At 58.5% G+C, this 25,817-nt stretch carries 30 protein-coding genes and 1 pseudogene; 15 read left to right on the forward strand and 16 right to left on the reverse strand.

Going from position 1 to position 25,817, the window contains the following annotated elements; genetic code table 11:
* The first annotated feature begins 49 nt into the window (after positions 1-49).
* The 3 genes from IEW18_RS04870 to IEW18_RS04880 are packed head-to-tail and all read left to right on the forward strand — an operon-like array spanning position 50 to position 2,999.
* Positions 50-901 carry a DNA/RNA non-specific endonuclease gene (locus IEW18_RS04870; RefSeq protein WP_188556695.1) on the forward strand — a complete coding sequence of 284 codons (852 nt, stop codon included), beginning with the start codon at positions 50-52 and terminating at the stop codon, positions 899-901.
* Between the two features lie 16 nt (positions 902-917).
* Entirely contained in the window at positions 918-1,823 is a 906-nt protein-coding gene (locus tag IEW18_RS04875; RefSeq protein ID WP_188556696.1) for a phospholipase D-like domain-containing protein, read from the forward strand.
* Positions 1,824-1,832: 9 nt separating this feature from the next.
* Entirely contained in the window at positions 1,833-2,999 is a 1,167-nt protein-coding gene (locus tag IEW18_RS04880) for a DUF8808 domain-containing protein (RefSeq protein ID WP_188556697.1), read from the forward strand.
* Positions 3,000-3,064: 65 nt separating this feature from the next.
* Here IEW18_RS04880 and IEW18_RS04885 read toward each other — a convergent pair whose 3' ends face one another.
* Together IEW18_RS04885 and IEW18_RS04890 are read right to left on the reverse strand one after the other, a co-directional pair.
* Complete coding sequence (locus IEW18_RS04885; protein ID WP_188556698.1) at positions 3,065-3,691, reverse strand: hypothetical protein; 627 nt, start codon at positions 3,689-3,691, stop codon at positions 3,065-3,067.
* 58 nt (positions 3,692-3,749) lie between these two features.
* Entirely contained in the window at positions 3,750-4,694 is a 945-nt protein-coding gene (locus tag IEW18_RS04890) for a hypothetical protein (RefSeq protein ID WP_188556699.1), read from the reverse strand.
* Positions 4,695-4,852: 158 nt separating this feature from the next.
* Between IEW18_RS04890 and IEW18_RS04895 the strand changes: the two are divergent.
* Positions 4,853-5,604: pseudogene (locus IEW18_RS04895) on the forward strand (IS5 family transposase).
* An 85-nt stretch (positions 5,605-5,689) separates the two neighbouring features.
* Here the strand turns inward: IEW18_RS04895 and IEW18_RS04900 are convergent.
* The 4 genes from IEW18_RS04900 to IEW18_RS04915 all read right to left on the reverse strand — a co-directional run bounded on the left by IEW18_RS04900 (position 5,690) and on the right by IEW18_RS04915 (position 7,914).
* Positions 5,690-5,968: a hypothetical protein gene (locus tag IEW18_RS04900; protein WP_188556700.1), complete on the reverse strand. Its 279-nt coding sequence runs from the start codon at positions 5,966-5,968 to the stop codon at positions 5,690-5,692.
* 86 nt (positions 5,969-6,054) lie between these two features.
* Positions 6,055-6,492, reverse strand: a complete 438-nt coding sequence (locus tag IEW18_RS04905; RefSeq protein WP_188556701.1) for a hypothetical protein — start codon at positions 6,490-6,492, stop codon at positions 6,055-6,057.
* A complete protein-coding gene (locus IEW18_RS04910; RefSeq protein WP_188556702.1) occupies positions 6,485-6,997 on the reverse strand; it encodes a M15 family metallopeptidase in 513 nt (170 codons plus the stop codon). Before IEW18_RS04910 ends, IEW18_RS04905 begins: the two co-directional genes overlap by 8 nt.
* A gap of 512 nt (positions 6,998-7,509) precedes the next feature.
* Positions 7,510-7,914: an SLOG family protein gene (locus IEW18_RS04915; protein ID WP_188556703.1), complete on the reverse strand. Its 405-nt coding sequence runs from the start codon at positions 7,912-7,914 to the stop codon at positions 7,510-7,512.
* A 188-nt stretch (positions 7,915-8,102) separates the two neighbouring features.
* Here IEW18_RS04915 and IEW18_RS04920 point away from each other — a divergent pair, with 188 nt between their 5' ends.
* The 8 genes from IEW18_RS04920 (at position 8,103) to IEW18_RS04955 (ending at position 11,386) form a co-directional block, all read left to right on the forward strand.
* Positions 8,103-8,459: a hypothetical protein gene (locus tag IEW18_RS04920; protein WP_188556704.1), complete on the forward strand. Its 357-nt coding sequence runs from the start codon at positions 8,103-8,105 to the stop codon at positions 8,457-8,459.
* Positions 8,452-8,763, forward strand: a complete 312-nt coding sequence (locus IEW18_RS04925) for a hypothetical protein (protein WP_188556705.1) — start codon at positions 8,452-8,454, stop codon at positions 8,761-8,763. The genes IEW18_RS04920 and IEW18_RS04925 overlap by 8 nt, the downstream gene beginning before the upstream one ends.
* The gene (locus IEW18_RS04930; RefSeq protein WP_188556706.1) at positions 8,757-9,080 is read left to right on the forward strand and encodes a hypothetical protein; all 324 of its coding nucleotides are present in this window, start codon (positions 8,757-8,759) and stop codon (positions 9,078-9,080) included. Before IEW18_RS04925 ends, IEW18_RS04930 begins: the two co-directional genes overlap by 7 nt.
* Before the next feature lie 4 nt (positions 9,081-9,084).
* Entirely contained in the window at positions 9,085-9,399 is a 315-nt protein-coding gene (locus IEW18_RS04935) for a DUF3846 domain-containing protein (RefSeq protein ID WP_188556707.1), read from the forward strand.
* Between the two features lie 4 nt (positions 9,400-9,403).
* On the forward strand, positions 9,404-9,598 hold the full coding sequence (locus IEW18_RS04940; protein ID WP_188556708.1) for a hypothetical protein: 195 nt from the start codon (positions 9,404-9,406) through the stop codon (positions 9,596-9,598).
* Positions 9,599-9,665: 67 nt separating this feature from the next.
* The gene (locus IEW18_RS04945; RefSeq protein ID WP_188556709.1) at positions 9,666-10,367 is read left to right on the forward strand and encodes a hypothetical protein; all 702 of its coding nucleotides are present in this window, start codon (positions 9,666-9,668) and stop codon (positions 10,365-10,367) included.
* Between the two features lie 59 nt (positions 10,368-10,426).
* Positions 10,427-10,696, forward strand: coding sequence for a hypothetical protein (locus tag IEW18_RS04950; RefSeq protein WP_229728599.1), 270 nt, complete (start codon positions 10,427-10,429; stop codon positions 10,694-10,696).
* A gap of 18 nt (positions 10,697-10,714) precedes the next feature.
* Positions 10,715-11,386, forward strand: a complete 672-nt coding sequence (locus tag IEW18_RS04955; RefSeq protein WP_229728600.1) for a PD-(D/E)XK nuclease-like domain-containing protein — start codon at positions 10,715-10,717, stop codon at positions 11,384-11,386.
* A 173-nt stretch (positions 11,387-11,559) separates the two neighbouring features.
* Here the strand turns inward: IEW18_RS04955 and IEW18_RS04960 are convergent, their stop codons facing one another.
* From IEW18_RS04960 to IEW18_RS04985, 6 genes are all read right to left on the reverse strand, one after another.
* A complete protein-coding gene (locus IEW18_RS04960) occupies positions 11,560-12,015 on the reverse strand; it encodes an ASCH domain-containing protein (protein WP_188556710.1) in 456 nt (151 codons plus the stop codon).
* A 10-nt stretch (positions 12,016-12,025) separates the two neighbouring features.
* A complete protein-coding gene (locus tag IEW18_RS04965) occupies positions 12,026-14,107 on the reverse strand; it encodes a GNAT family N-acetyltransferase (protein ID WP_188556711.1) in 2,082 nt (693 codons plus the stop codon).
* A gap of 408 nt (positions 14,108-14,515) precedes the next feature.
* Positions 14,516-15,154, reverse strand: coding sequence for a hypothetical protein (locus IEW18_RS04970; protein WP_188556712.1), 639 nt, complete (start codon positions 15,152-15,154; stop codon positions 14,516-14,518).
* Positions 15,155-15,228: 74 nt separating this feature from the next.
* Positions 15,229-15,972, reverse strand: a complete 744-nt coding sequence (locus tag IEW18_RS04975; protein WP_188556713.1) for a hypothetical protein — start codon at positions 15,970-15,972, stop codon at positions 15,229-15,231.
* Between the two features lie 55 nt (positions 15,973-16,027).
* On the reverse strand, positions 16,028-16,546 hold the full coding sequence (locus tag IEW18_RS04980; RefSeq protein ID WP_308428039.1) for a thermonuclease family protein: 519 nt from the start codon (positions 16,544-16,546) through the stop codon (positions 16,028-16,030).
* A gap of 165 nt (positions 16,547-16,711) precedes the next feature.
* Complete coding sequence (locus IEW18_RS04985; protein WP_188556714.1) at positions 16,712-17,440, reverse strand: metallophosphoesterase; 729 nt, start codon at positions 17,438-17,440, stop codon at positions 16,712-16,714.
* A 45-nt stretch (positions 17,441-17,485) separates the two neighbouring features.
* On the opposite strand from IEW18_RS04985, the gene IEW18_RS04990 reads away from it, so the two are divergent.
* Positions 17,486-18,115 (forward strand): uroporphyrinogen decarboxylase/cobalamine-independent methonine synthase family protein, encoded by a 630-nt coding sequence (locus tag IEW18_RS04990; protein ID WP_188556715.1) that lies wholly within the window; start codon positions 17,486-17,488, stop codon positions 18,113-18,115.
* A gap of 447 nt (positions 18,116-18,562) precedes the next feature.
* Here the strand turns inward: IEW18_RS04990 and IEW18_RS04995 are convergent, their stop codons facing one another.
* Positions 18,563-19,489, reverse strand: coding sequence for a helix-turn-helix domain-containing protein (locus tag IEW18_RS04995; RefSeq protein ID WP_188556716.1), 927 nt, complete (start codon positions 19,487-19,489; stop codon positions 18,563-18,565).
* Positions 19,490-19,530: 41 nt separating this feature from the next.
* Positions 19,531-20,430, reverse strand: a complete 900-nt coding sequence (locus IEW18_RS05000) for an SDR family NAD(P)-dependent oxidoreductase (protein ID WP_188556717.1) — start codon at positions 20,428-20,430, stop codon at positions 19,531-19,533.
* Between the two features lie 284 nt (positions 20,431-20,714).
* On the opposite strand from IEW18_RS05000, the gene IEW18_RS05005 reads away from it, so the two are divergent.
* Together IEW18_RS05005 and IEW18_RS05010 are read left to right on the forward strand one after the other, a co-directional pair.
* The gene (locus tag IEW18_RS05005) at positions 20,715-23,447 is read left to right on the forward strand and encodes a PAS domain-containing protein (protein WP_188556718.1); all 2,733 of its coding nucleotides are present in this window, start codon (positions 20,715-20,717) and stop codon (positions 23,445-23,447) included.
* Positions 23,448-23,465: 18 nt separating this feature from the next.
* Positions 23,466-24,329, forward strand: coding sequence for a sensor histidine kinase (locus tag IEW18_RS05010; protein ID WP_188556719.1), 864 nt, complete (start codon positions 23,466-23,468; stop codon positions 24,327-24,329).
* A gap of 454 nt (positions 24,330-24,783) precedes the next feature.
* Here the strand turns inward: IEW18_RS05010 and IEW18_RS05015 are convergent, their stop codons facing one another.
* Both IEW18_RS05015 and IEW18_RS05020 read right to left on the reverse strand, forming a co-directional pair.
* Positions 24,784-25,230 carry a hypothetical protein gene (locus IEW18_RS05015; RefSeq protein WP_188556720.1) on the reverse strand — a complete coding sequence of 149 codons (447 nt, stop codon included), beginning with the start codon at positions 25,228-25,230 and terminating at the stop codon, positions 24,784-24,786.
* A gap of 143 nt (positions 25,231-25,373) precedes the next feature.
* A complete protein-coding gene (locus tag IEW18_RS05020) occupies positions 25,374-25,808 on the reverse strand; it encodes a hypothetical protein (RefSeq protein WP_188556721.1) in 435 nt (144 codons plus the stop codon).
* Positions 25,809-25,817 lie beyond the last annotated feature (9 nt).

Raw genomic sequence — 25,817 nt, forward strand, 5'->3', positions numbered from 1 at the left:
ACAGCTTGAATAGCTACATTTGAGTAGTATTTTTCTCTTGGTGTGCTCGATGCGCTTTCATGCTTTTTCCTTGCTGTCTTGGGGCCTCGTAGGGGCATTGGCTACCGCCTGTTCCACTACCAGTGACCCGGCTCCTACGCAGCCGCTTCCCGAACACCTGACTCTCGGCAACCCCAGCGGCGCTACTCCCGACGCCAATCAGCCCACCAATTACTTGCTCAGTAAGCGCCAGTATGCCCTATCCTACCACCGCGACCGGGGCATTCCCAACTGGGTAAGCTGGCACCTCGACACCCGTTGGCGCGGCTCCGCTGCTCGCCAGGACGATTTCCGCGCTGATAATACCCTACCTGCGGGCTGGTATCAGGTGCAGTCTTCCAGCTTCAGCAACTCAGGTTTCGACCGGGGCCATATGTGCCCCAGCGCCGACCGCACCAACACCGTCGCCGATAACTCGGCTACCTTCCTCATGACCAACATGGTACCCCAGGCCCCGCGCAACAACCAGCAGACCTGGGCTAACCTGGAAGACTACACCCGTACTTTCCTCGGCAGCGGCAACGAGGTCTACATTATCTGCGGCTCCTACGGCCGCGGTGGTACTGGCTCCAACGGTGGCATCACACAAACCCTCGACAACGGCCGCGTCACCGTTCCGGCTCGCCTCTGGAAGGTCATTGTAATCCTGCCCACCGGCACCGACGATGCCACGCGCGTCACCGCCAGCACCCGCATCATTGCCATCGATATGCCCAACAGCTCTCTCAGCACTAACTGGGGCCAGCACCGCATCAGCGTCGACGCCATCGAAGCCGCCACCGGCCTCGACCTGCTTTCTGCTGTTGCTACCAGCACCCAGCAAAACATCGAAGCCCAAGTAGACAACGGACCAACCAACTAGTTCATTAGATTCTTAAATGAAAATTCTGCCTTCCCACAAGATTAGCGGCCAACTACTAGACGTTATTTTAGAAGCTCAAAAAGAGTTAGTCCTTGTCTCTCCTTACGTTGACCTTTCGTACTCCAAGCAAGTTTCTAGTGCATTAGTAGCAGCGCGCAACCGAGGTGTCAATATTGCATTCTACATCCGGCATGAGTCCTCGAATCTAAAAAGCAAAGAGCAGGTCGAGAGCATTGGCATCATACCCCGGTTGGTTCCCAACCTGCACGCAAAGCTCTATTTCAACGAAACAACGGGCATCATTGCTTCTCTGAATTTGCTGAGCAGTTCGATAGGTAACTCCATTGAGATAGGGGGGCAGCTAGAAACGCCTGAAGAACTCGCACAGCTACGCCAGTTTGTTGCACAATTCATTACGCCGCACGAGGTAGGCGCAGTACCGCCCCAACCGCAACCAGCCGCCCTCGCTAATCCACCCCAGTTAAACAAGGAAGAGAAACACTTTCAGCAAGTGGAGTTTGGCCAGATTCTGTTCGATTATATCGTGGAGAAGGTAGATCGGAGAAGCCAGATAGACGGCAACCACTCTAGTATGACCATACGTGCGGTAGGCAACACCTTTACCGTAGCCATTGAAGGCAACTACAATTCGCCTCAGTTAGCCATGTATGGCATTGTATCCAGTAGTGAAGCTGACCGATTCTTCACTACATCCGCCAAGCACTACAAATCCAACGAATACCGTCATTTTATCCAACGGGGTGGACGAGGCGTTTATGATCAGGTACGGGCAGCCCGTAAAGCCAACCTATCCGCTAAATCATTCAACCAGCTAACCTTCAGCGAGAAGAAGCAGCTCTTATCCGAGATAGCTGAATTTCTACTCGCCACTCAATCCTTCAAAGCTGATTACCGCAACTAACCGGAATCCATGCCCCCTCTATCCGGCGAACAAGCCATTGCCACTATCCTCAAGCACGATAAGAAAACCAACAGCTACAAAATCGCCCTGCTCCGGGCCATCAACGACCTCGCTCTACTGTACCCCGACCTGGCCCGCTCCCATCAGCCTGTAGCCGTGCCACTCGCGCGCCTGGCCGAGCTATGGACCGCCTACTACTGGCCCTTCGCCGACGCCAACCAGCCCATCTACCAGGGCGCCCGTGCCATCGTCGGCGGCCAGCTCCGCAACGACGTTTCCTTTCGCCCGGCCCTTACCCAGCTTCGGCAAGAATGGCAGACCACCGTACAGCTCCCGGCCCAGGAGGCCGACGGCTTCTTCTTGCTCACCGAGATGCGCACCCCGCGCCGCCGGGCCACCTACGCCCCCACGCTGCAGCAAGCCTACGCCCAAGCCGTAGCTGCTGCCGCCAAGGCTCTGCTCATGCCCATCCGCTACGCTGGCCCCGGCGAGTGGTCGGTATTCAATAAGCCCACCCGCCTTGACCAACTACCCCCGCAGGTGCGCCCTCTGCCCGGTACCCGCCCTCAGGATACCTGCCTCGTCGTGTCTGCTGAATTGTGGGAAGCCTTTCACCGCCTTTCCCTCTACGTCGAAGCCCTCTGCCTACACGAGTGGAGCCTGTTCACTGAAAGCGTCACCCAGGACGCCGGCTCCCTCGTTACCCGCGGCCAAGTCTACACCCTGCTCACCGCCCGCCCCGACAATCGTCGCCCTCTCACTTGGGAACGCAACCAAGTAGATATTCTGCTTCACGAAAATGTGCGCTTCATTTGCCCCTGGACGCAGAAGCCCCTAACCCAGCCTCAGCACTACGACCTCGACCACCTGCTGCCCTTGACTGTGTACCCCGTCAATGAGCTCTGGAACCTGCTGCCCGTCGACCGCCAGTTCAACCAGCACACCAAGCGCGACCGGGTGCCCGACGCCCAGCGCCTAGCCGCCGCCGAGCCGTTGTTAGCCCAGACCTACGCCACCTACCAACAATCTGCTACGCTCCACCGGGCCATGCACGAAGATGCTGCCCTCCGCTTCACCGGCCTGACACCAGGCGCCACCTTCCCCGTCCAACTAGCCCACCACGCTATTCATTTCATCGACGAGGTAGCCGCCGCCCGCTACGTCCAGCGTTTCTAGTCCATACAATAAGCTCATCCGCATTCTGACCAGCTATACTAGGGCTGGTAGCGGCTATGCAATCTTCAATGATATAGCTCCCGGAGCCTTTCCTCCAATCGGTAGCGCGGTAGCTCCAACAGCTCATGTATACTGATTTCGTTTTCGAACAGAGCGCGTTGCAACAGTCCTTCAATGTAGGCATTATAGTACCCCGCCTTCAGAGCTAGATGCACAATTATCTCATCACCCATCAGTTCATACGTGACAGCTTCCACATAAAACTCCGAATTGCCCGCTTCTGCTGCTACCAATTGCAACTCTACCTGTTCATGCAAACGCGGAATTACAGGCAGCCGGCATCGCACTTCTACTGTCCTGCGGCGTCCGTGCAGATATAGCCAATGTTCTATTGTTCCAGATGACAGCACACTGGCGTCAGTTTCCAATAGTGCCAGCAGATCAGCGTAGCATACTTCTATCCATCGTCGCAACACAGCCGCACTTACACCTAGCTGCTGTTGCAGGGCCTTAGCTGTTAGCTTCTCCTCACGGCCTACCCATAGCAGCAGGGTCCCGGCCAGAAGGCTGTAGGGCTTTTCTTTCAGCGCCTGCAGCCGCCGTAGTGCCGCAGCGCTTCTGGTTAGACTATACAGAATATCTGCCGCCTTCAGAGGCGGTAGCTCCGTTGACTTCTGCTTCCCGCGCTTCATCGTTTATGGCCGACCTAAGCGGAAATTAGCTGTTGATACCTGGGGCTTTTCTTCGTATTTATATACTAAAGGCTCCACGGATAAACAGATTGGGCTTACTGGCCTTTTTGTCAAACCAATCTAATCCCAAGCCTACGCTTGAAGGAAATTTATATTTATACCATTGGATAGGCTGAGTAACATAGTTAAGATTTACCCCCGGTGTTGATTTAGTTTTGTTATTAAAATTCGTTGACACGGCATAAAACGGTATCAGGTTGATGTGCCAGAAAAATACAGGCACTGCAATCGAAGCCCTACCCTTCCATACGCTTTTGTCCAGTGTACCATATCGGCCTTCAAACTTTTCAAAGGCCACAGCGTTTTGCGCTATGGTGGCTTTATCCAGATTCTGATAGCTGATCAAATCGTCACTGTTCCAAGTCCTGACAATGGAAGTATTCAGGGCAATTACCCATCGGGTAGGCTTTTTCACGCCTGATGGTGCCGCGAAGTAGAAGTTGTAATTTACTTCAGCACCGATGTTAAAAGGCCGTTCGTGCGATACAGTGTTACTTGCTTTATCATAAAGCAAAAAGTTATCGAAGCCTGATATTAGTCCCCCGCCTATCGAGAAAGTACCTGGAAACGCGTCTAAATTGGTAACAGAATCTACTACTATCTGATAACCTAACCGCGCTTCGACTCCTAGTTTAGTGGAAAGCAGGTTAGAGAGTACAACGTTTTTTCCGGAATTAGATAGCGCCAGCCTCGTTGTAATTCCATGCACCTTTCGCACAGTACGTATGCCAGTTGATGTATTAACCTTTTGAACAGAGTCAACAATAGCAACACGGCTAAGAGCAAGTGGCTCCTTCGTATTTAATTCGGCTCTTACTGACTTTAAAGCATACACGGTAAACACGCTGCCCCCTTTACTATCGGAGCCAATATCCTGCCCTTTGCACGCAGTGTAGGTGAACAGCGTTCCTGCTAATACCAAACTTAGTAAGGCTCTTTTCATAGTAGGGAAGTGTTTGACAGTGAGGTATGGCCTTAAGTTATATCTATATATTCATATAATATAAACTAATAGTTAAAAATGAAGCCCAGCCTATCGGCCGGGCTTTCAGTTTACACAATGTATCCTAGGGTGTGTGGACAATCGCCGACCTTTGGGCTGTGCGACGTTACGAACTTAAAGATGCCGATTGGGCGCGTTTAGCGCCGCTGCTGCCGGGCAAAGCCGGGGACGCCGGTCGTTCGGCGGCCGATAACCGCTTGTTTGTGAACGCCGTGCTGTGGATTGCGCGCAGCGGGGCACCGTGGCGGGACTTGCCCGAGCGGTTTGGGCCGTGGAATTCGGTGTACCGCCGCTTCCGCCGCTGGGCCTAGAAAGGCATCTGGCAATGCGTGTTTGAGGCCGTGCAGGAGCCGGACCTGGACTGGGCCATGCTCGACTCGACCAGCGTGCGGGCCCACCAGCACGCGGCCGGGCAAAAAAAAGCAGCCCCCACGCCGAAGGCCTTGGCCGCTCGCGCGGCGGCTTCACCAGCAAGCTCCACGCCGTCGTAGACGCGCTGGGCAACCCGTTGCGGCTGGCCCTAACGCCGGGCCAGCAGGCCGATTGCACCGTGGCCGCCAGCTTGTTGGCGGGCCTGGCCGTCGGCGCCGTGCTGGCCGACAAAGCCTACGACACCGACGCCGTGGTGGCGGAAATCACGCAGGCCGGCGCCGCGGTCGTCGTGCCCAGCAAACGCAGCCGACGCAGCCAACGGGCGCTGGACCATAACCTCTACGCTGACCGCAACAAGGTGGAACGCTTCTTCAACCGCCTCAAGCAGTATCGCCGCCTGGCCACCCGCTACGATAAATCTGCTTCTTCTTTTCTGGCCTTCGCCCAGTGCGCCGCTACCTTCGTCTGGCTGCTCTGATTGTCAACACGCCCTAGCTGGTAATTAAGCTTCTCGCCTTCTCATTAGTGGTATTTGTCGTGTGATTAACTGCTTTCTGCAGTACCTACAACGTCTCCGCCGATGACCCACCCTGCGCTTGGCGCTCCTGCGCTGCCGCTTCCTGGCTACCTGGCTCCACTGCCACCGACGATACCGCCGCTGCAATAGAACCAGCCAGCACCAAGTACCCACCCAGCGTTACGACTACTGCCGGCAATGCCACCGGCGCCGTAGCCAGTATGCCGCCCACCGCCGCCAAAGCCGCCCCAATCGTGCGCACCTTCCGAAAGAACCGAGGGGTAGGCAGGGTCACCCGGTCCAGTACTGTTAGCTTCTTGTCCATTTGATTACTTATTAGGTGTTGATTGTCAGCTGTTATATCAGGTCGAAGAGGCAGCCACTGACAACGGAAAGCCGCCTGCCAACAACTTATTTCTGCTCCAGCCGCGCCAGAATCCGGTCGGCCCACTTGTTTCGAGAATCCTGTTCCTTGCTGGCCTCAGTCAGCACCTTGGTGCGTTCCTCCACCAGGGCCATGGTCTTGTCGATGTTGGCCAGCCGCTCCGTGAGCTTAAGCACCAGTTCCGTCATTTCCTTGCGCAGCTCCGCCCGCTGCTGCAAGCCCTCAATGCGTACCTGCTCGGCCTGCAGCTTGATTTCCTCCCGCAGTTTGGCCTCCCGCGCTACGGCCGCCACATGGTATTCGTCCACCTTCAGGGCTAGGGCCTCTGACTTTTGCTCCTGCTTCTGGCAGGATATCTTCAGTTCTTCCACGGCCCGCCAGTTCTTTACGAAGTAGAGCAGCACCGCTACGGCACCGGCCACCACCGAGGAGAGCACGCCCCAATTGCTAAGCAAACTATCCATGACGCCCGCCTCTCGGCACGGAGAGCAACTCAAAGTGGGGCCGGTCCAGCCACCGCTCATCGTCGCTCCTCCCGTTCCCATTCCAGTCCCCTCCCCACAATACCCGCGCATCAGCCGCCTTCATCAACCGGGCAAACTTCGAGAGCAGCAGCCCCGACCACGACACCGATCCATCCGCCAGCAGAAACGCCACGTCAAGGGCCGGCGTCGGCCGTAGGTTATGCTTGGATTCTCCCCCGCGCTTATAGGTCACAATCGGCCCCGGTTTGCTACGCCCCTGGGCATAGAGCCCGTTCTGTCGTTCTGAGCTGCGGTAGCACTCCGTTATAATGGGCCGGCCCGCAAGCCGCAGTACCGGGTCCCCGAGCCAAAGCGTTAACGCTTCTCCGTAGGCGGCCGCCAAGGCCGGCACCGCCTGGGCGAGCCGCTCTACCTGTCGCTGCTGCTGCACTAGGTTCAGGCGCGGAACCTCCCGCTGTGTCAGTGAAATCGTTGCCTGTTTCATGAAATAGAATTATCAGTTTGATATTGTGTATTAAAGTAGATAAAAGTTTACAGCTATTCCAACCTCTTCAAAATTAACCACTAAGTATTTATAGGATTATTTTTCTCTGAGCCCTTCGAGCCAGGCCGCTCAGGGCTTTGCCTCCGCTTGATGTGCTGAAGGCTGTGGTGCTGACGTACGGACTCCTCCGTCGCCCCCTCACCATCATTCGCGCCTTCTCCCGACATCTCAGGATGTAGCTGCTTCAACCGCCCCAGTCCGCTGGTCGGCCTGCCTCTCCCCTACCCAATGCGGTGCCTGCGGCGCGTGTCTGTTGGGGAGGCCCCCAAGCCCCCGCATTATGCTCCACTCCGCTCTGCATGGCCTCGGGTTCCGCGGCCGAAAAAAGGCCGCTACTCCCTCATAAGGTGCCCTTCGGGCCGGTCTATTGGGGCGCTCAGGCCACCCCCAAGCCCCCAGCCGAGGCATTTAAGCTTGGTGGTCTGCCACCTGCCTGCCACCCACAGGCCGGCTTAGGTGCCGCGCGGGGGCGGGGCGGCCAGCCACTCGCACCGGCGGCCCAGGCGGGCAGCGGCGCGGGCAGCACTTAGCGTGCCCCGGCTCACTCCGTCCCAGCACACCAGCACCAGCCCGGCCCGGTGCACTATTTCCGCATTGCGCACATGCGGCGCGCCGGTACCGTGGGCCGCATAATCTGGCCGCAGCTCCACCAGTGGCACCCCATGGGCGCGGCACCAGGTAGCTGCCAGCGCATCTACGCCCGCCGCGCCTCCACTCACCACCTGGCCCAGCTGCTGGGCTGCCTGTAGCGCCTCCAGTCGGGCCAGCAGGGCCGGGCAAGCCTGCAGGCTCCGGCTGCCCACCACCGCCACTGTCCACACGCTGTGCGCAGCACTATCAAACAAACATTTTTGCATATTTTCCATAAATAAAGATACACAATTCTATGCATTTAAGTGTTAAAACAAGGGAAATAAATTACTACTTTAGTACACTACTAAAAGAAACATTTTGTATATTTGAGTATCAAGTTCGGGAAAGGCCCGGACACCCGCCCTACCCGGAGGCCTACGGCAGGGGCGCCCCACGGCTAACATCTACAGCCATGCTCACCACTTTGCAGTTCTCGCAGCTAGTAGCTGCTGCCTGGTCAGGCCCTGCCGCTGCCCACCATGCTACCATCAGCCATTATGTTGCCCCTGGCGGCTACCAGGCTACCCAGTACCAGGTAGCCTACCACCCCAGCCAGGGCGGCTGCCACTATGCTCAGCAGGAGTGTCCGTTCCAGGCTGTAGCCGCGGCCGTGGCGGCCGCTTATGCCGCCGGGGTGCCGGTATGCCGCCACCACGCCCAGGGTACCATTGCCCGCACTGCTGCCGCGTTGTGCGGGGTGCAACTGCTGCGCCCGGGCTTTGCCTGCCGGGCTCGTCGCCACCGCTGCGCCCGCCTGCACCATGCCTAGCGCCGCCACTCGTCCGCAGCCCTGCCCCTCGCGGGCAGGGTACTGCAACCGCCGCGCCACCCTGCCCGAGCGGGAGCTGTCGGTTTCCCTTTTCGGTGGGTGCCGCCAGGTGCCGGCCGCCGTCACCTACTACGCCAGTTGGGTTTCTACCGGCAGCTTTCCGGCGCGGGTGCCCCAGGTGCAGGTGCGCGGGGTATGGGCCCTGCCTTCGGGGGCTTGCCTGCTCAGTGCCATCGGCCACACCCAGCGCGCAGCCCTGGCCGAGCAGCTCGAGCAACTGCTCTTACGCGAAGGGGAATGGTAGCATCTGGCGCTACCCCGCAGGCAGGCCGCTGGTACGCGGCCTGCCTGTACGCCGGGCTTCACGGCTGGGCCGTGGTGCGCGACGTGGCTCAGCCTGGCACCCGTCCCGGTGGCCCCGGCCACTACCAGCAGGAGGCGGCCCCCGGTGCCTACGCCACCCACCAGCACGCCCAGGCCGCTGCCGACCAATTGAACGAAACCCCTGCGCCCCGCCTACGGCCGGCCGACCGCTATGGCCTTCTCCCCCAGCCTTCTGACGATTACCACCCTCACCCCTGGGAGCTCAAAGAACCGCTACCTCTCTACTACGATGCCTAAAACGATGTCTAAAACTGCTATTGCCTACCAGCCCCAACTACTCGACCCACACTGCGCCGAGCCCCAACCCATTAGCCCCCGCAACGGCCGCAGCTTTAAGCTGGCCGAGTTATACGAACTGCTCAACTGCCGCACGGTGGACGTGGTGCGCCTTACCAAAGACCTGATTCTCATCATCGACGACGAGGGCAAGTTTCGCAACCCCTGCTACCTGAATCTGCTGGCTACCTACCTCTGGTACCAGCACCAGCCTGCCGCCCGTGGCCAGGACAGCATCGTGGGCCGCGTCATTCTCTGCCACGATAAGCAATTCCGCTAGGCCTATGAAAGCGCCCATTTTTCGCGCCTGGGTGCGGCCCTGTCCGCGTTTCGGCTTCATCTGGCAGATGCGCCAGCCCTTCTACCCCACCACCGCTAACGGTGAAAGGTCTACGCGCTCCGCCGCCATGCGTGAGGCCATCCGCGACGCCCGTCACTTCCAGACCTGCCACGAAAACCCAAGCCCACGCAAGGGCTAACCGCATACGGCTACAGGGGGCCGGGCCGACAATTGGCTCCCATTCATTTCTCCTTCTCTTTTTTCCTATGGCTAAACAAACCGCCACCGCTCCCACTACAACCGTCCTGGCCATTGCTCCAACTGCTGAGCTGGCTCCCACTACCTCGCCCAGCCGGGCTTACCTCACCGCTGCTGTAGATGAGGCTACTGGCGAGGTCACCGAAATCAGCCGCTTCCGCTACCTGCCCGGTCACCCCCGCCAGGTGCGCTTCGACGCCAAAGCTGGCCAGTTCAACATCGGCGGCACGGTACCGCTGGGCAACTCGCTCCGCTTCATTCCGCTGGCCTGGCGCGTGTTTGAGGACGACATTCTCAACATGGGTCGCAAGCTCTGGGCCGAGCTGTTCTACGCCGACGACAAGGGCGCCATCTGCGCTGTGCTCTTCCACGGCTACTCGGTGGAAAACCTCTACCGCCTCATCGAGCCGCTGTTCTACGACGACCTTACCCTGGCCGACGTGGTCGTAAAGGTGCAGGCCACCCGCAAGGAAACCACCAAGGACGGCAAGAAGGCTACTTACTACATAGCGGAGTTTAGCTATGAGCCCGCCGACTCGCAGGAGGTAGCCGCCCGCCGCGACTTCGCCCAGGACTTCCCCATCTGGCGGCAGGAAACCTATACCGGTGCGGCCGACCTGCGCATCAGCCACGGCTACACCGTGCCGGCCCCGGAGCTGCCCGCCGAGGCCCCGGCCTCCGAGGAAGTTGAAACCCAGCAAGCCGCCTGAGCTACCGGCCCCCGACCCACTCCGGGGAGGGGGCCACCTGACCACATACTACCCGTATTATGCGCTCCATCGTTTACGCCCACCTTCCCGACCCGGCCCAACTGCCCCAGCTCACCATCGAGCAGCCTGCCCACGACGAAGCCGAAGCAGCCCGCCTGCAGCAGCTCACCCAACTCATCGACGCCACTAACCCACTCCCCGATCTGCGCGACCTGGCCCCGACCGTGCGCGAGCTGTTCCCGGAGCCAGCCTACCTGGTCGGCTGCGGCGGAGCTCACATTTGGCTTCACCGCACCGCCGACAACCAGCGCCTGGCTCTCGTCTGCTAGCTAGTAGCTATTCACCTCATGACTCCAACAGCCATGTTCCATAACCTCACTTCCTTACCCGAACTGACCCAGGCCCAGCACCGCGAGCTGCCCTACGTCAGCAACACCGACCTGTCCAACCTCAAAGCCCAGGCTCTCGGTCAGCTGCGCACCCCCAACCCGGCTGCCCTGGCCTATGGCACCGCCTTCCACGCGGCCACCCTGGAGCCCGCCACCTACGCCCGCACCCCTGACAAATGCCCCTGGGAGCAGCTGGAACAATTAGCTCGCCAGGTGCGCCGCAACCGCTACTGCCGCGACCTGCTTTACCGAGGCACCCCCGAGCTAACCCATACCGCCATCCATACCGCTACCGGTGTACAGGTGAAGGTGCGCCCCGACTTGCTCGTGCGCAGCCCCGCCGGCCGCCGCCTCACCCTCATCGACTTCAAAACCACCAGCTGCCGCGACCTGTCCCACTTTCTGGCCACCATTGAGCAGTACGACTACGACCGCCAGGCCGCCTTCTACCTCGACGTGCTGCAGGCCGACCGCTTCCTCATTATTGGCGTTCAAAAGAAAGCTCCCCACAATATCTGGCTGGTCGAACTCTCCGCGGACGCCGCTACCATGGAGCAGGGCCGCAAGAAGTACCGCCGCTTGTTGCAGGCGGCCTACGCCGAGCAGGAGCCCGTCTGCCATACTGGGTAGGCAGAACCTCACATTATAACCATGGATTTCCACGTACAGTGGGGCGTAGATTATGGTAATTACGTATCCTTTATATCTAACTAGTTTTGAAATTAACCGTTCAGGCACTACAACAAGCCCCGACCGCTGATGCAGGTCGGGGCTTGTTGTAAAAACACTAGCACAGATGTTACTCAAAAGGCGGTAACAGCTTGCCGCTTCATCGAATCTATTTCTTGGCCGATTTCCTCGCCAAAATCCTCCAGTTGACGGTAGCAGTAGGATTGTGGTGGATTGAGCAGGATATGTTCATTCCTTAAATTAGCCAAACTTATAGGTTCAGTTAACCTTGCAGCCCGACTGATATGAATCGCAAATGCTTGGTCTGTCCCTTGGTAATATTCATCAAAATCGTCTTTTGATATTTGAGCTTCTACCGCAAACTCCTCCCATAGCATTGACGGGCTTGACTTTGTTATACGGCTAATAAAAGCGCAACCTGTTACCGCTTTCACAGGAGAGCTTTCGTAAATCAGGATGACACCGGATTTATCCAAATTCGGAGCAATCCGACGAAGCTCAACGGTCTTACTGCCTAGTATGATTTTCTCCGCATACTTTGGCTTTATAGACATCAGGATTACTTGCATACTAACAAAGTTAGTAGGTTTGAGAATAGATTCTCATGTACAACTCGTGACTTATCTCAGTAGGAGCTAAAATCTGATTAGGTTTTCTACCTTCAGATACTAATGTTTTCTGTAGTTCACTAAAACTCATCGGCTTTGTTAAAAGCTCAGTATCTGCAAATTCGAAGCACATAATTTGTGCATTAGCATCCCCATTTGCTAAAGTTATTATATCGTTCCATTTGTATATGCCTAATCCCTCATATTTTCGAAAAAGGCTTTTCGCGCTACTAATCGTTACCGCTTCCACGTAGGAGGATGCACGTATCTCACCAAAGTTTTTCCCGCCCTTACTCTTAGATACATACCATAAGATTCTGCCTTCCTTGGGCAAGCGCGGAGAAGCCGCTCGATAGTATACGTTGCGTCGGCTGAAGAGCAGCGTTGAGTCGAAGCCAAAAATATCTGCCTCGCTCATCCTCTCGTCAAAAAGGTTTCTGGCCCAGCGGTGCTGAATTGGCACTATGTAGCAGGGGACTTTGGCAGCATCTAATTTGACAGGCCACAAGCACTTTTCCACGTTGAACAAGCTTATCGTATCTAACTCATTCTTGAGAAACACCTGATTCAATGGCTCCAAGAGCCCACCTGCACATTGCAAGTTAGGGCCAATCCGTTCTTTCAAATAAGTAATATTCCTGATACCTGAAGCTAGAAACCGATACCACTTATTGTCGCTTGAATCCCGGAAGAAACCGTATTCGGTCAGAGCCTTTCGTACAGTATCAGAAATGTACTGGTCAGACACCTTTACATAAGTTAGACTCTTATTTGCAGCATCTAGAATAAGATCTTTTAATTTCCTTTCTACTAGTCGGCTGTGATTGCTTTTACACCTCAGTAGTGAAACTTCTAGCCCTTGCCCTTCAATGCTCCACACAACCATTGCGTGTTGCACTACCTCACTTCTATTTGCCTTCCAAACCTGAGCGGTGTATCGTTCAGGGCTTGAAACGAATGCTCGAATCTTAGCTCGCAGCTCATTAAGCTTTTCACGACCTTCATTATAAATAAAGTCCTGTGCAATAAGAGTTATATCTTTCGATTTTATTGGAGCAAACGAAGTCTTATGTTCTACAAATCGGGCTTCTACATACTTGTTATTGTTTTTTAGCTCATCAATATCTACAATTAAATCTACGGGCCGCCTGACTAGCAAGCCGTACTTATCGAAAAGTATCTCTCCCTGCTCTATAACAGCAACATCTTGCGTAATAAAATATCTAGCTTTTGCTGCTATTGTATTAGCCAGATGTATTAAATCTGACTTATTTCGCTCCGTATCTGTACGTTTAATAATATATTTAATATCAGTTAGAATAATATCTCTAGTAGAAGCATCATATTTCCGCTCCTCGAATTTACTACGAGCTTGCTTTCTATTGAATTCCCTGATTTCGCGGTTTTCATTCCTATCAATTTCAAAGTATATCTCATTTGTAATACATAAGGAGATATCATCTTGCAACCAATCAGCCAGTAAGGAGTGTGATTCTTTCGGTGCAACAGCCTCCTTGACGTTGCATAGGTCATAGAACACGTTAGCATCTATGACGACCTTCAGCTTATCGTCATCTTCCTTCTCTCCAAAAAGCTCTAACTGATTATTGAACAGATAATACCACCGGGTGAGCGGCTTTCCATCCAAGCTTCTTCCCGTACTCTCATCCCTTGGTACAAAGCCCAGCCTCATCCAAACCCTTTTGGCAAATGTATAATCCCTTCTACACTTCAATGTGACGGCGGATACACCTTTCACCTGCTCCTTCAAGAAGTCAAATAGCTGTTCGGGTACCCGATGCCCCCTGGCTGCTTCACTGACACATAAATGGGTTATAGCTGCGCTATACTTGGTTTTTACCCTGCGAAACAGCAAATAGCCCCAGAGAGTATCATCCTGCAAGGCTATAATAATGTTTCCAGCTTTAACGAATGGCCCGAACGCCTGGGCAGGCATAAAGCCTAATGTACTTCGATTGTCATCAGCCAGCTTAATTACTTGATTTAGTAGTTCGATATCATTAGCACGAAGTAATCGGACCTCGGTTTTCATAGGGTGCGTTTAGCAGTTAATTTCTGTCACACAAATAAAGCCGATAGAGCCTTATCCTAATTCATTTTAGCCTACAACCAGCATGCATCCACCATTGCGCCACCTCCAAGGTCTGCATATCTGTGGCCGACGGCGAACAAATCTAGACGGCATTTCATTTATTGACAATGTATATCCGCAGCCCATACCTGCCTATCCCGGTGACTGATAGAACGCAGAATTAACATTCCAGGTCCTCAAAGGCCCGCCGCCCATAGCATCACAGCAGCCGATACTGCCATTGCCCATATCCGCAAGAAGTACTACCGCTCGTGCGGGCCTATACCTAATCAACAGCTTCCAGCCTACAACAAAAAGAGGCTCCGCATATTTGCGAAGCCTCTTTCATGGAAACAGACGGTCAACTACTTACCCCAGGTTAATATTTGGAGCAACGTACTCTCGTACCACAGATGCCTGGGACTGGTCAGTAAAGGTGATGACAATGGTTTCTCCCTCGGCTACCTGACCTAGGTGGAGGTAGCCACCTTCACCGCTTACTAACTGAATGGAGGTATTCATGAAATTTTCCGTCACCCGTATGGGGCCTGATGAGCTGTTGGCTCTTACATACAGGTCGAGGCCTTGCGGGGTGATGAAGCCACTCAGGTCTGCAACGGCAAGCGGAACGTTAACCGGCGTGGCCAGGCCACCCGCCAGTTCTCCAAACACGGCCTCCACCTCCAGGGCAAGCCCACCGTTGCCGTTAAGGGCAGGTGCAAAGAGTTGAATTTCCTCCCCCGGGCTGTAGTCGTCCAGGGGGCCTCGCAGGCTCGGCGCAATCGTGGCCTGGCGCATAGCATGCACCATCAGCGTTTCAGGGGAAATGTCCACCCCGTACAGCGCATTAATCCGGTTGATGCGGACCCGCGCCTGTTCAGCCCCATCCAGGGCAGCTAACAGAGCCAGCGCGTATTTTCTGACTTTCGTATCGTAGCTGGCGCGCAGCTTCAAGGCTTTTTTGGTGCGCGTATCGGCCTGTTTTTGGTAAAGAGTTCTGGAAGCCATGGCTTGAGATTGAGAGAAAGGAAAAAACAACGGCCGACTGAATTGCTTCAGCCGGCCGTATCCATCTTGTGGGCTTAGCCCACCGCCACCACGCTCAGGGCGTTATAGGCGTTGCTGTTCAACGGGTACAGCTTCCCGTTTACCGACTGGTAGAAGTCGATGCCTACGGCTACCACCAGCGCGTCATCAGGGGCACCCAACGGGCGGGCCAGCTGCAGCACTTCGGCGGGGCGCACGGCGTTGGTGAGGGGCGATTCACCCGTGGCCGCATCGGTGGCCACAAACGTGCCCGTCTCGAAGTTAACAGCCGCCACGGCTCCGGTTACGCGGTAGTGGGTAGCACCTTGCGGGGCCGCCACGTCGCGCGAAGGGTTCATCTCCCCCAAGCTGATCGTGTGGTTGCCCGTAGCCCGATCCAGGGCCGATACCACACCGCCATAGTAGGTACTGGCGAAGGCCGAGCCGGCGTTGAAGTCGAAGCCTACCAGCGCCGGCAGGTTCTCCGGCAGAATCTGGCGCCCGCCCCGGTCGTTGTCCTCGTCCAGATTCAGAATCAGCTTCATCTTCTGGGCCAGACGCGACACCATTAACCGGTCGGAGGCCAGCGAAACCACCTTACGCAAGGCGTCCCGCAGGAGCTTGCCGGCCTTGGCCGCCGTGCCGAACTCATTGGCGTTTTCCCGCACCCGCTGCATGGAGGCGGAGGAGTTGAATTGGCTCTTGTTGGAGCTTTGTTTTTGGCGCACCGAGCCGTCTTTGGCAAAGACGATACCGCCCACGGTGCCCTGTACTTGAAGTACGCCGCTTTGACGTGCCATAGTAGGAAGAGGTTGAAGTGAGAAATAATTGACTGGCTGCTTTCATTACCGACTCCTACCAGGTGCAGCCACCCCAGTAAAGCCGCCTGATTTTCTTGTTAAAGTCCCGCCAGACGTGGGGCGGCACCGGCTCAGCGGTACCGCATTTCCACAGGCCTCGCCTGTAGGCCTGCGCCCGCAGTTGTTCCGGCTCGCGCTTCACTCGCTCCCGGGCCGGCGCATACGCCCAGGCCCAGCCCCTCACGGCTAAGAGGCTGTCCAGCCCTGCACTTCGCCGACCAATCTGCAAGCGTATTTCTCCAAGCCGCCGACCGTACAAGTCTTTTTGTCCGCTCGGCTTAAACTCCAGGAGGGACCCTACGGGCAGCAGCCTGCGCACAGAATCGGTAGCCTGAAGCCTAAATGGCTGGTCGTGTTCCGGCGCATCTACTCCCGTTAGTCGTATGCGGCATTCTCCGCTTGTTGCCCGCACCAGGAAAGTATCCGCGTCAATCATGCGCACGAGCCGCACCGTCTCTGCTGTAGGAGCAGGGAAGTGCAAGGCAGCAAGCAGCAGAATAGTCCGGGCATTCATTACCCAAATATCAGACTATTATTTATTAAAGTGCTAATTAATTCTACTTTGATAAACAAATATCATCTTACTCATATCTGCACCCTACAGTATGGCTACAGTATGGCTGGAGTATAGCTTAAGTATGAAAGCCTTTACCCAGTCTGCTCCCTGAATAGGAAGATGCTAACCAGGCAGCTCCAATGTCAGGTACTCAGTAGGCTGCCTGTCGTGGCAGTCCGTAAACACCACCCCGGTTTGCGTAGCTTCCTTCACATCCCACGAAATGCCCGGCAGCGGCGTGTGTCCTACCACCTGAATAATTCCTGGCAACAGCCCGCGCCGCAGGTGCGCCGGCCGCACCCACAGCGGCCCATCCACCCGGTCACGCCCGCCGTTGTAACCCGATACCTGCCATAGCCGCCGCTGCCCTTCTTCTGTTGTCAGCAGCTTATTCAACACCGCCGGCAAATTATCTACCGTAGCCGGCATTTCGCACAGCACCCGGATAGCCAGCCCGTTTTCCTTTAGCCACATTTCCGACACTCCTGCGTGCGTGAATAAGTACGGACCTGCCTGGTAAGCCACCTGGAACAAGTGCCTATGATGCTTAAACAGGATGTGCAGCGCTGGCGCCAGCGTAGGCCGAAACCCGGAGCACTGAAACCGGGGCAACAAGAGGTAGGGCACACAGTGGTTGCCCAGTAGCAGTACCACTCGCTCCGGCTCCTGCTGCTTGAGCAGCAGCACGTCAATGAAGTTGTCCAGCATCACCGCGTCCGGCACCGTGAAGCTGTCGTTATAGTCCCCCAGAAAAACCACCCGGTCCGCTGCCTGGGCACCCGCCAGAAAGTTATTCACGACGGGCACCCAACCCGTGCGGCCATGGATATCAGGAATAACGAGGATGCGCATTGGTGGCTTATTTCCGGACTGCCGAAAACCCAGTAGCTTCCGGCCATGATGACGCAATTTGCTCAGCTCTATCCTTACGGCCTAATCCGCTACACCCAGACCTCTTTTCTGGAACTGGTCACTGATACCGAAGTCCACCGTATCGACTTCGTTGGCAAGCTCACCTGGCGCCTGCAGCGCGGCACCCACGGCCCCCTCTCCTTCCACCACGACCACCCAATGCTGAGCGCCCTGCACATACCTCTCACCACCTTAATGGCGCGGGCAACTCCCGATTCGCTTCCCCAGGCACCGGCTTTGCTGCATGCCATCCGTCAGGAACTCTATACGCATCAGGACAAGTGGTACGACTTCTATGCCAATAGCTGGACTCGGTGCTGGCAGCACCTGAGCCACTACAATATCAGACCCGACCTCACCCGCACGGGCGGAATTATTCTCAACCAAGTCCCCATCCCGATAGCCCAAGCGGTAGCGGCTATCTGCTCCCGCTACGACGTTGATATCTATTACCTGCCACCTCCAGAATTGGCCTCACCACCTCCGCCAGCATCTCCTTTCGAGCTCCTGCTCATCGGCCAGAATTATGTCATTGCCCGTGAGTTCATCGTGAGCACCTTGTACGGCAATCCATCCGCCAAACTGCCCCCACGATTCCTTAAAAAATCCAGGTAACCGGAGCCGCTACCAATGCTGCTACCAAAGCATTTTTCACTTACCTTTACCCCACACGTAACAAACAGTTTTTCAACCACTTGTAGCGTCATTTTCAGGCCTCAATAGGACCCCGGCTCTGGGTACTTTTGGGCACTAAAACTGCCAAATCAGCTCGAAAACGGCCTCTCTGCTCAATGCAGGGAGGCCGTTTTCGGCTTTTGGCAAGGTAGCGTTTAGCAACTGCTTAGCAAGATTTCACTGCTACACTATTCAGCCAACATGAAGTTGCGCCGCTCCGCTCGCCAGGACGGCCTGGTGCGGGCGTTCATGCCTGTTGCCCCGAGAACGGCTACCCTGAAACAGGGCGCAAGCCGCCTAACGAGGCAGCCCCGCCTCACGGGCGGGGCTGCCTCGTTAGGCATCTACTGTGCCTGGGCTGAGTTACCGTGTCAGGCGGCAGATGCGTTAGTTGCGCTGGAAAGACTGGCGGAAGGCCAGGGGCGAGAGGGCCATCTTGGATTTGAAAAACCGGCTGAAGGATTGCGGGTGCTCGAAGCCCAGCGCGTAGGCCACTTCGCTGACCGACAAGCTCGTGGTGGCCAGCTGTTCCTTGGCTTGCTCGATGAGTTTATCGTGGATGTGCTGCTGGGCACTTTGGCCGGTCAGGGTCCGGAGCATGTCGCTTAGATAGCTCGGGGAGACGTGCAGCCGCTGCGCCAGGTACTGAACCGTGGGAATACCCCGGTTGAGGAGGTTCTCGCTGCCAAAGCACTCGGCCAGGATTTCTTCCAGCTGCTGCAGCAAGCCACTGTGCACCACCTGGCGCGTGAGAAACTGGCGCTTGTAAAAGCGATTCGCGTAGGTCAGCAGCAATTCCAGCTGGGCCACCACTACGTCCTGACTAAACTCATCCAGGCGGCTGGCCAGCTCTGCCCCAATGGTTTCCAACAAAGCCAGGAGCACGTCTTTTTCCGACGGCGAGACGTGTAGCGCCTCGTGGACGGAGTAGGTGAAGAAGCCGTAGTGGTGGATCTTTTTAGCCAGGGGGTAACCGGCCAAAAAATCCGGATGAACCAGCAGGGTGTACTGGGAACATGCCCCAACCGTGCCTTCCTCCATGCCACCAAGCAGCTGGTTGGGAGCGGCAAACAGCAAGCCGCCTTCCTCGAAGTCGTAATACCCCTGCCCGTAGCGGAGGGGGCTGCTCAGCCCGGGCCGGTAGGATATTTTATAAAAGCTCAGCACGTGGGGGCGGTTCGCACCCTCCCCGGGGGGCGTGTTGGCGCCGCGCACGAGGCTAATCAGGGGGTGCTGGGGGCTGGGCAAGCCCAGGGCCCGGTGCGCCTCCGATAAGGAGGCAAACCGTACGGGGGCGTTTTCTGGCTTTTTCATGTCGTTCGGGTAGGGCCCGGGGCAACTGACCGTGGGTACAACTACCGGGCGCCCGGGATGGTTGCGGGGGCTCCGCCCTGGGCCGCGTTGGCCACGTCTTCCCAGGCTTCCCAGGTTGCCAGCCGCTCGGCATAGGCCGCGCGCACGCCGGGCAGGTTATGGCGGCCCAGAAACAGGCGCAGGGGCGGCTGCGCGGCATCCACCACGGCGAAGAGGGCCGCGGGCGTGGCGGCCGGGTTGCCCCGTTCCAGCTGCTGGAGGCCGGCCATAAAGTGGTGTTTAAAGTCCGCGTACACTTCCATACCGGGCGCAAAGCGCAAGGACTCCGGGCTGCCGAACTCGGTGGCGTAGGCCCCGGGCTCGATAATGGTGACCCGAATGCCAAATGGGGCTACCTCGGCGGCTAGGCTTTCGTGCAGGGCTTCGAAGGCCCACTTCGAGGAGCAGTACGTGCCAATCACCGGGGCCGTGACGTGGCCCAGGCCGCTGGAGGTGCCCAGAATATGGCCGTGCCCCTGGGCCCGCAGCAGGGGTAGCGCGGCCTGGAGGACGGCCACGGCCCCGAACACATTCGTTTCGTACAGGGCCCGGATGTCGGCCAGGCTCGTTTCCTCCAGAGTACCCACCAGCGAGTAGCCGGCATTATTGAGCACGATGTCGAGCCGGCCGAAGTGCGCGTGGGCCTGGGCAACCGCCGTCTGTACCTGCTCGGGGTTGGTCACATCCAGTTCCAGCGTCAGCACGTTGGCGCCGTACTTGGCTGGCAAATCAGCCAGGCTGGCCAGCTGCCGCGCCGTGGCGGCCACCTGGTCGCCCCGTTGCAGGGCCGCTTCCGCCCAAACGCGGCCAAAGCCGCGGGAAGCGCCCGTGATAAACCAGATTTTGGGGGCCGCGCCCGGAGTGGGTACCGGGCCGGCGGCGGGGTGCAGTGGAGAGCTCATGCTGAAAGGTTAGGTTAGTGAACTGCACAAAGGTCCGGCCCCGTAGCCGCTTCCCCCGTAACCTAATTGCGGAACGTTGTAGCGGAAATGAGGCACCCGCCCGGCCCCGACCTACGGCCGGCGGACGCCTGGTTCCCGCCGCGGCCGCGGCCCGCCTACCCGCGCACCGGAAACTTTAGCCCGCCATCCGTGGGTTGAGGCGCAACCCGCTTCCTTTCTCGTCAGTAAAAGCTCATCCTCGCTCTACAGCGGCGGCCCGCCAGCCTGTAATCCCCTCATTTGCTATGCTTTCCGATTCTTTCGCGTCTATTCCTATAGCCGAACCCGACACGCTGCTGCGCGACCTGCTGGCCGTTTCCCTGACCGGCGTCAACCTGCTTAGCCCGCTGTACGGCCCCTCGGGCGAGCTGGACGATTTCACCCTCGACTACCTCAACCCCGCCGCCCAGCGCATCACGGGCAAGCCCGAGCGGCCCGAAGGCACGGCCCGGACGGTTTTCCCCGACATCTTCACCAACGGCGTGTTCGACTTCTACCGGCGCGTGTATGAAACGGGCGAGGCCGGGCGCTACGAGCTCTACTACCGCGCCAACGGCTATGACCATTGCTTCCGCCTGGCGGCCCGCCGTAGCGGTGAGCGGCTCATCGTGAGCTTCACCGACACCGCCGACCAGGACCAAACGGCCGCCGAAATGGCCCTGCGCCAAAGCCAGGCCGCCGAACAAGCCGCCCGCGCCGAAGTGGAGCGTCAGCGCCAGCGCTTCTACGACCTGCTCATGCAGCTGCCGGCCCACGTAGCCGTGCACGAAGGCCCCGACCAGGCCTTTACCCTCGTCAACCCCTACTACCAGCGACTGGCCGCGGGGCGCGACTTGCTCGGGCAGCCCATCCGCGACGCCTGGCCCGAGCTGGTTAGCCAGGGCATCCTCCCCGTGCTCGACCAGGTGTACCAGACCGGGGAGCCGTTTATAGGCACCGAATTGCCTTTCCTGGTAAATTTCACGCGTGCCGGCCAGCCGCAGCAGCTGTACTTCAATGCCTTTTTCCTACCCCTGCGCGACTCCCAGGGCCAGGTAACCGGCGTGCTGGACTTCTCCTACAACGTGACCGAGCAGGTACTGGCCCGCCGGCAGCTGGAGCAGCTCAACCAGGAGTTGGAAGCCCGCGTGCAGGCGCGCACCCAGGAAGCCCAGGCCGCCCGCGCCGAAGCCGAAGCGCAGCAGACCGAGCTGCAGCGGGTGTTTGAGCAGGCGCCGGTAGCCATTGCCATTGTGCGGGGGCCCGACTTTACTGTGGAGCTGGCCAACCCCGTGATGGAAGCCCTGTGGGGGCGCCCGCTGGCGCAGGTTATCGGCCGGCCCCACTTCGACGCCCTGCCCGATGCCCGTGAGCAAGGCCTGGAGCAGATTTTCACCCGGGTGCTGCACACGGGCGAGCCGTTCACGGCCGTGGAAATGCCCGTGGCCCTGGCTCGGGGGCCGGCAGGCCAGCTGGTTCAGGGCTACTTCAACTGCACCTGGCACCCCCTGCGCGACGGGCAGGGCCACACGACGGGCCTTATCCTGGTGGGCGTGGAAGTTACCGCGCAGGTACGGGCCCGCCAGCAGGCCGAAGCCCTGCAAGCCGAGCTGCTGGCCGTCGCCCGGCGCCAGGCCCAGGAGCGCGAAACCTTGTACCAGGTATTCGAGCAGACGCCGGGTGCCATTTGCATTCAGCGCGGGCCCGAGCACCGCTACGAATACGTGAACCCCGCCTACCAGGCCCTGTTTTCGGGCCGCGAGTTTCGGGGCCGCAGCGTGCCCGAGGCCCTGCCCGAAGCCGCCGAACAGGGCTTTACGGACTTGCTCGACCAGGTGTACCGCACGGGCGAAACCTTCCACGGCACGGAGCTGCCGGTGGTGCTCCACCACACGGCGGGCCAGCCCGGGCGTACCATCTACTTTAACTTCACCTACCAGGCCCTGCGCGAAAACGGGGAAATCGTGGGCGTCTCCACCTTCGCTTACGACGTGACCGAGCAGGTGCTGGCCCGCCAGGCACGCGAAGTCCAGCGGCGCAAGCTCTACACCCTGTTTGAGCAGGCCCCGGCCGGCATCTGCGTGCTGGCCGGCCCCGACCTGGAGTACGAGTTCGTCAACCCCAGCTACCAGCAGCTCCTGCCCGGCCGGGCCCTGGTAGGCCGCCCCATCCTGGAAGCCCTGCCCGAGGTGGTCGGTACCCCCGTGGCCGCCATCCTACGCGCCGTCTACGACACGGGCGAAACCCACCAGGAGCCCGCCTTGCTCATTCCGCTAGCCGGGCCCGATGGCCGGGGCCTGGAGGACCGCTACTTCTCCTTCGTCTACCAGGCCCGCCGCGACGAGCACCAGCGCGTCGATGGGGTGCTGGCGTTCGTCTTTGAGGTAACCGAGCAGGTGCTAGCCCGCCGCCAGGCCGAGGAAAGCGCCCAGCAGGTGCAGGCCGTGGTGGCCGGCGCCCCGTTTCTGATTGGCGTGTACGAGGGCCCGGAGTTCCGCATTCAGTTGGCCAACCAGGCAATGCAGGCGGCTATTGGCAAAGGCCCCGATATTATCGGCCGGCGCTACGCCGACGTGTTGCCCGAGCTGGAAAACCAGGCCGTGTTCGAGCAGTTGCATCAGGTGTTTAGCACGGGCGAGGCTCTGCACCTGCGCCGCCAGCAGCTAAAAGTAGTAATGAACGGCACCCCCCAAACGTTTTACTACAACTACAGCTTTATCCCCCTGCGCGACACTCAAGGCCAGGTGTACGGCATTCTAAACACGGCCGCCGACGTGACGGACCTGGTGCTGGCCCGCCGCCGCGCCGACGAGGCCGCCGCCGAGCTGCGCCTGCTCACGGCCCACGCCCCGGCTTTTCTCTACCGCACTGATGCGGCCGGCCACATAACCTACGTTAACGATGCCCTGCTGGACTGGGGCGGCCTCGACCGCGCCCGGTTGGCCTCACTCGACGACACCTGGTCCCTGGTGCACCCTCAAGACCTGCCGGCCCTGTAAGCCAGCTTTGCCGCTGCCGTGGCCGCCGGCCACAGCTGGGAAAGCCCCCCCAGTCGCTTCCGCCGCCACGACGGGCAGCTGCGCTGGATGCTGAGCCGCAGCCAGCCCTTCCTGGGCCCCGATGGCGCCGTGGCCGGCCACCACGGCGTCACCACCGAAATCCACGAGCAGGTGGAGCTGCAGCAGCAGCTCCAACGCACCAACGCCGACCTCGACAACTTCATCTACACGGCCTCCCACGACTTGAAGGCGCCCATTGCCAACATCGAAGGGCTGCTGCTGGCCCTGGAGCACGAGTTGCCCGCCGAAGACCGCCCCGGCCAGGTGCCCCAGATGCTGGCGCTGATGCAAGGCGCCGTGGAGCGCTTCAAACGCACCATCGGCCACCTTACTGACGTCTCGCGCCTGCAAAAAGAGTACGCCCAGCCCGCTAACCAAGTACCGCTGGCCGCCCTCATCGAGGGAGTTCGGCTCGACCTGCTGCCCCTGCTGGCCGAAACCCGGGCCCGCCTCGACGTCGACGTAACCGCGTGCCCATTCATCAACTTCTCGGAAAAGAACCTGCGCTCAGTGGTCTACAACCTGCTCAGCAACGCCCTCAAGTACCGCCACCCCGACCGCGCCCCCCACGTGCAGGTGCGCTGCCGGCCCGGCACCGACGGCTACTTGGTGCTGGAAGTCGAGGACAACGGCCTGGGCCTGGACCTGGCACGAGGGCAAAAGCAGCTGTTTGGCATGTTCCAGCGCCTGCACACCCACGTCGAGGGCACGGGCATCGGCCTGCACATGGTCAAGAGAATGGTCGAGAATGCCGGCGGCCGCATCGAGGTGCAGAGCCAGCTCGGGCAGGGCTCCACGTTTGCCATCTACTTTCCCCGCTAAGCTGGTCCTCGCAACGTTTACCCAGCGTGCACAGCGGCCAGCTCCTGGAAGCCTACCCGGGCGCGCTGCCACCGGCCCAGCAGCGCGCCCGGGCCGTAGTCATGCCCACCCCGCCCCTACCCCACCCGCGACCTGGCGCGCCTCCAGCAGCGGCCCATCTTCAGCACTTCGGGTTGCGCCCGGATACGAGGTTTAACCAGCGCCGCACCAGCAGCGGTTGGTTTGCGGACGTGCAGAACGCCTTTCTACTGAGAAAACTCCAGCCTGCCCGGCTACACCTGCCCGCGCACTGCCAACAACACTGGCTTCTTTCCACCGGCGGCCCGCTCATCCGTCCCGACGTCCCGACGCCGGACCTGCTCTGCTGCAGAACGGCGACCCCGCGGTAACGCCTACCACCGGGTTTATGCTGAAGCCTTTGGGTGGAGCGCGGGCTCTCCTACCCCCTGGCGCATCAGGAAAGCAGGCCGGACTGTTTGGCGGCGCTGATTAGGTTGGGGGCATTTTTGAGGGTAGCCAGCACGAAGCGCTTAGCCGATTCCTTTACTTCGTCCTTGCTGACCTCACGGGTTTCTTCCAGCACAAACTCGCTCAGGGTTTTAAAGGCTTCCGTAAGGGCTTGGCGCTTAGGCTGGTCGGCGCGTAGGTGCTCGTAGGCCAGAGCTATTTGGGCGTCAATCTTGTGGCGGCGCGTGCTGAAAACGGTATTGTGGCCTACGTGCGGCTTGATTCGGTCGAGCAGCTCTACCAAGGGAACCAACCGGGTAGCGGCAGAAACCAGCAACTTGTCGCGCTTGGCAACGGGGGTAGCAGCGGCGGGCGGGGAGGCCAGCGGAAGTAGGGCCTCAGCGGGAGTAGCAGGGTACTGTCCGGAAGGTGCCGGGTGTGGTTGCTGGTTCAAAACGAGGGAGCTAGAGGATAGCGCACGATGGAACACAGCCAAAATAAGCATATTCTGCGGGAGTAAAAAGCGCCGGCCGGTATCAAGCCCCAATTACTGCCTGGGACCGATACCGGCCGAGCTGTTCTGAAACTTCGCTGCGCCTAGGCCCAGTGCTCTTCAATAAAGCTGGCGTGGTGCTCAAACTGCTGCATCCAGTGCGGCTCAGCGTAAAAATTGGTCCAGACCCGTTTGAAGGCAACGGCACTTATCGGCACATCCTGGGCATTTCGGAAGACAAAGCCGCGGGTCGGGTTAAAAAAGACGTAGGCAAAGTAGGAAGGGCCCGCGGGCCCTTGGTGGGTAAACACCTGCACAATGTCCGTTTCGTGAATCTCCTGGCCCTCCATGTCTAGCATGCCACTGGCCAGCATAATACGGTTTTCGCGCTTAAACCTAGTTTCCTTTAAATCCGGTAGGGTTACGGGCCGCTCCTGGCCGTCACCGAGGGCTATGGTATCTCCTACTTTCAGGCCAGTGAGCATGCGGCCTTTAGTAGGATTAGGAAGCCATTGCCGGAAACGAGTAGGATGCTTCATAAGTAGTGG

Source organism: Hymenobacter glacieicola, assembly GCF_014640315.1.
GTDB lineage: Bacteria > Bacteroidota > Bacteroidia > Cytophagales > Hymenobacteraceae > Hymenobacter > Hymenobacter glacieicola.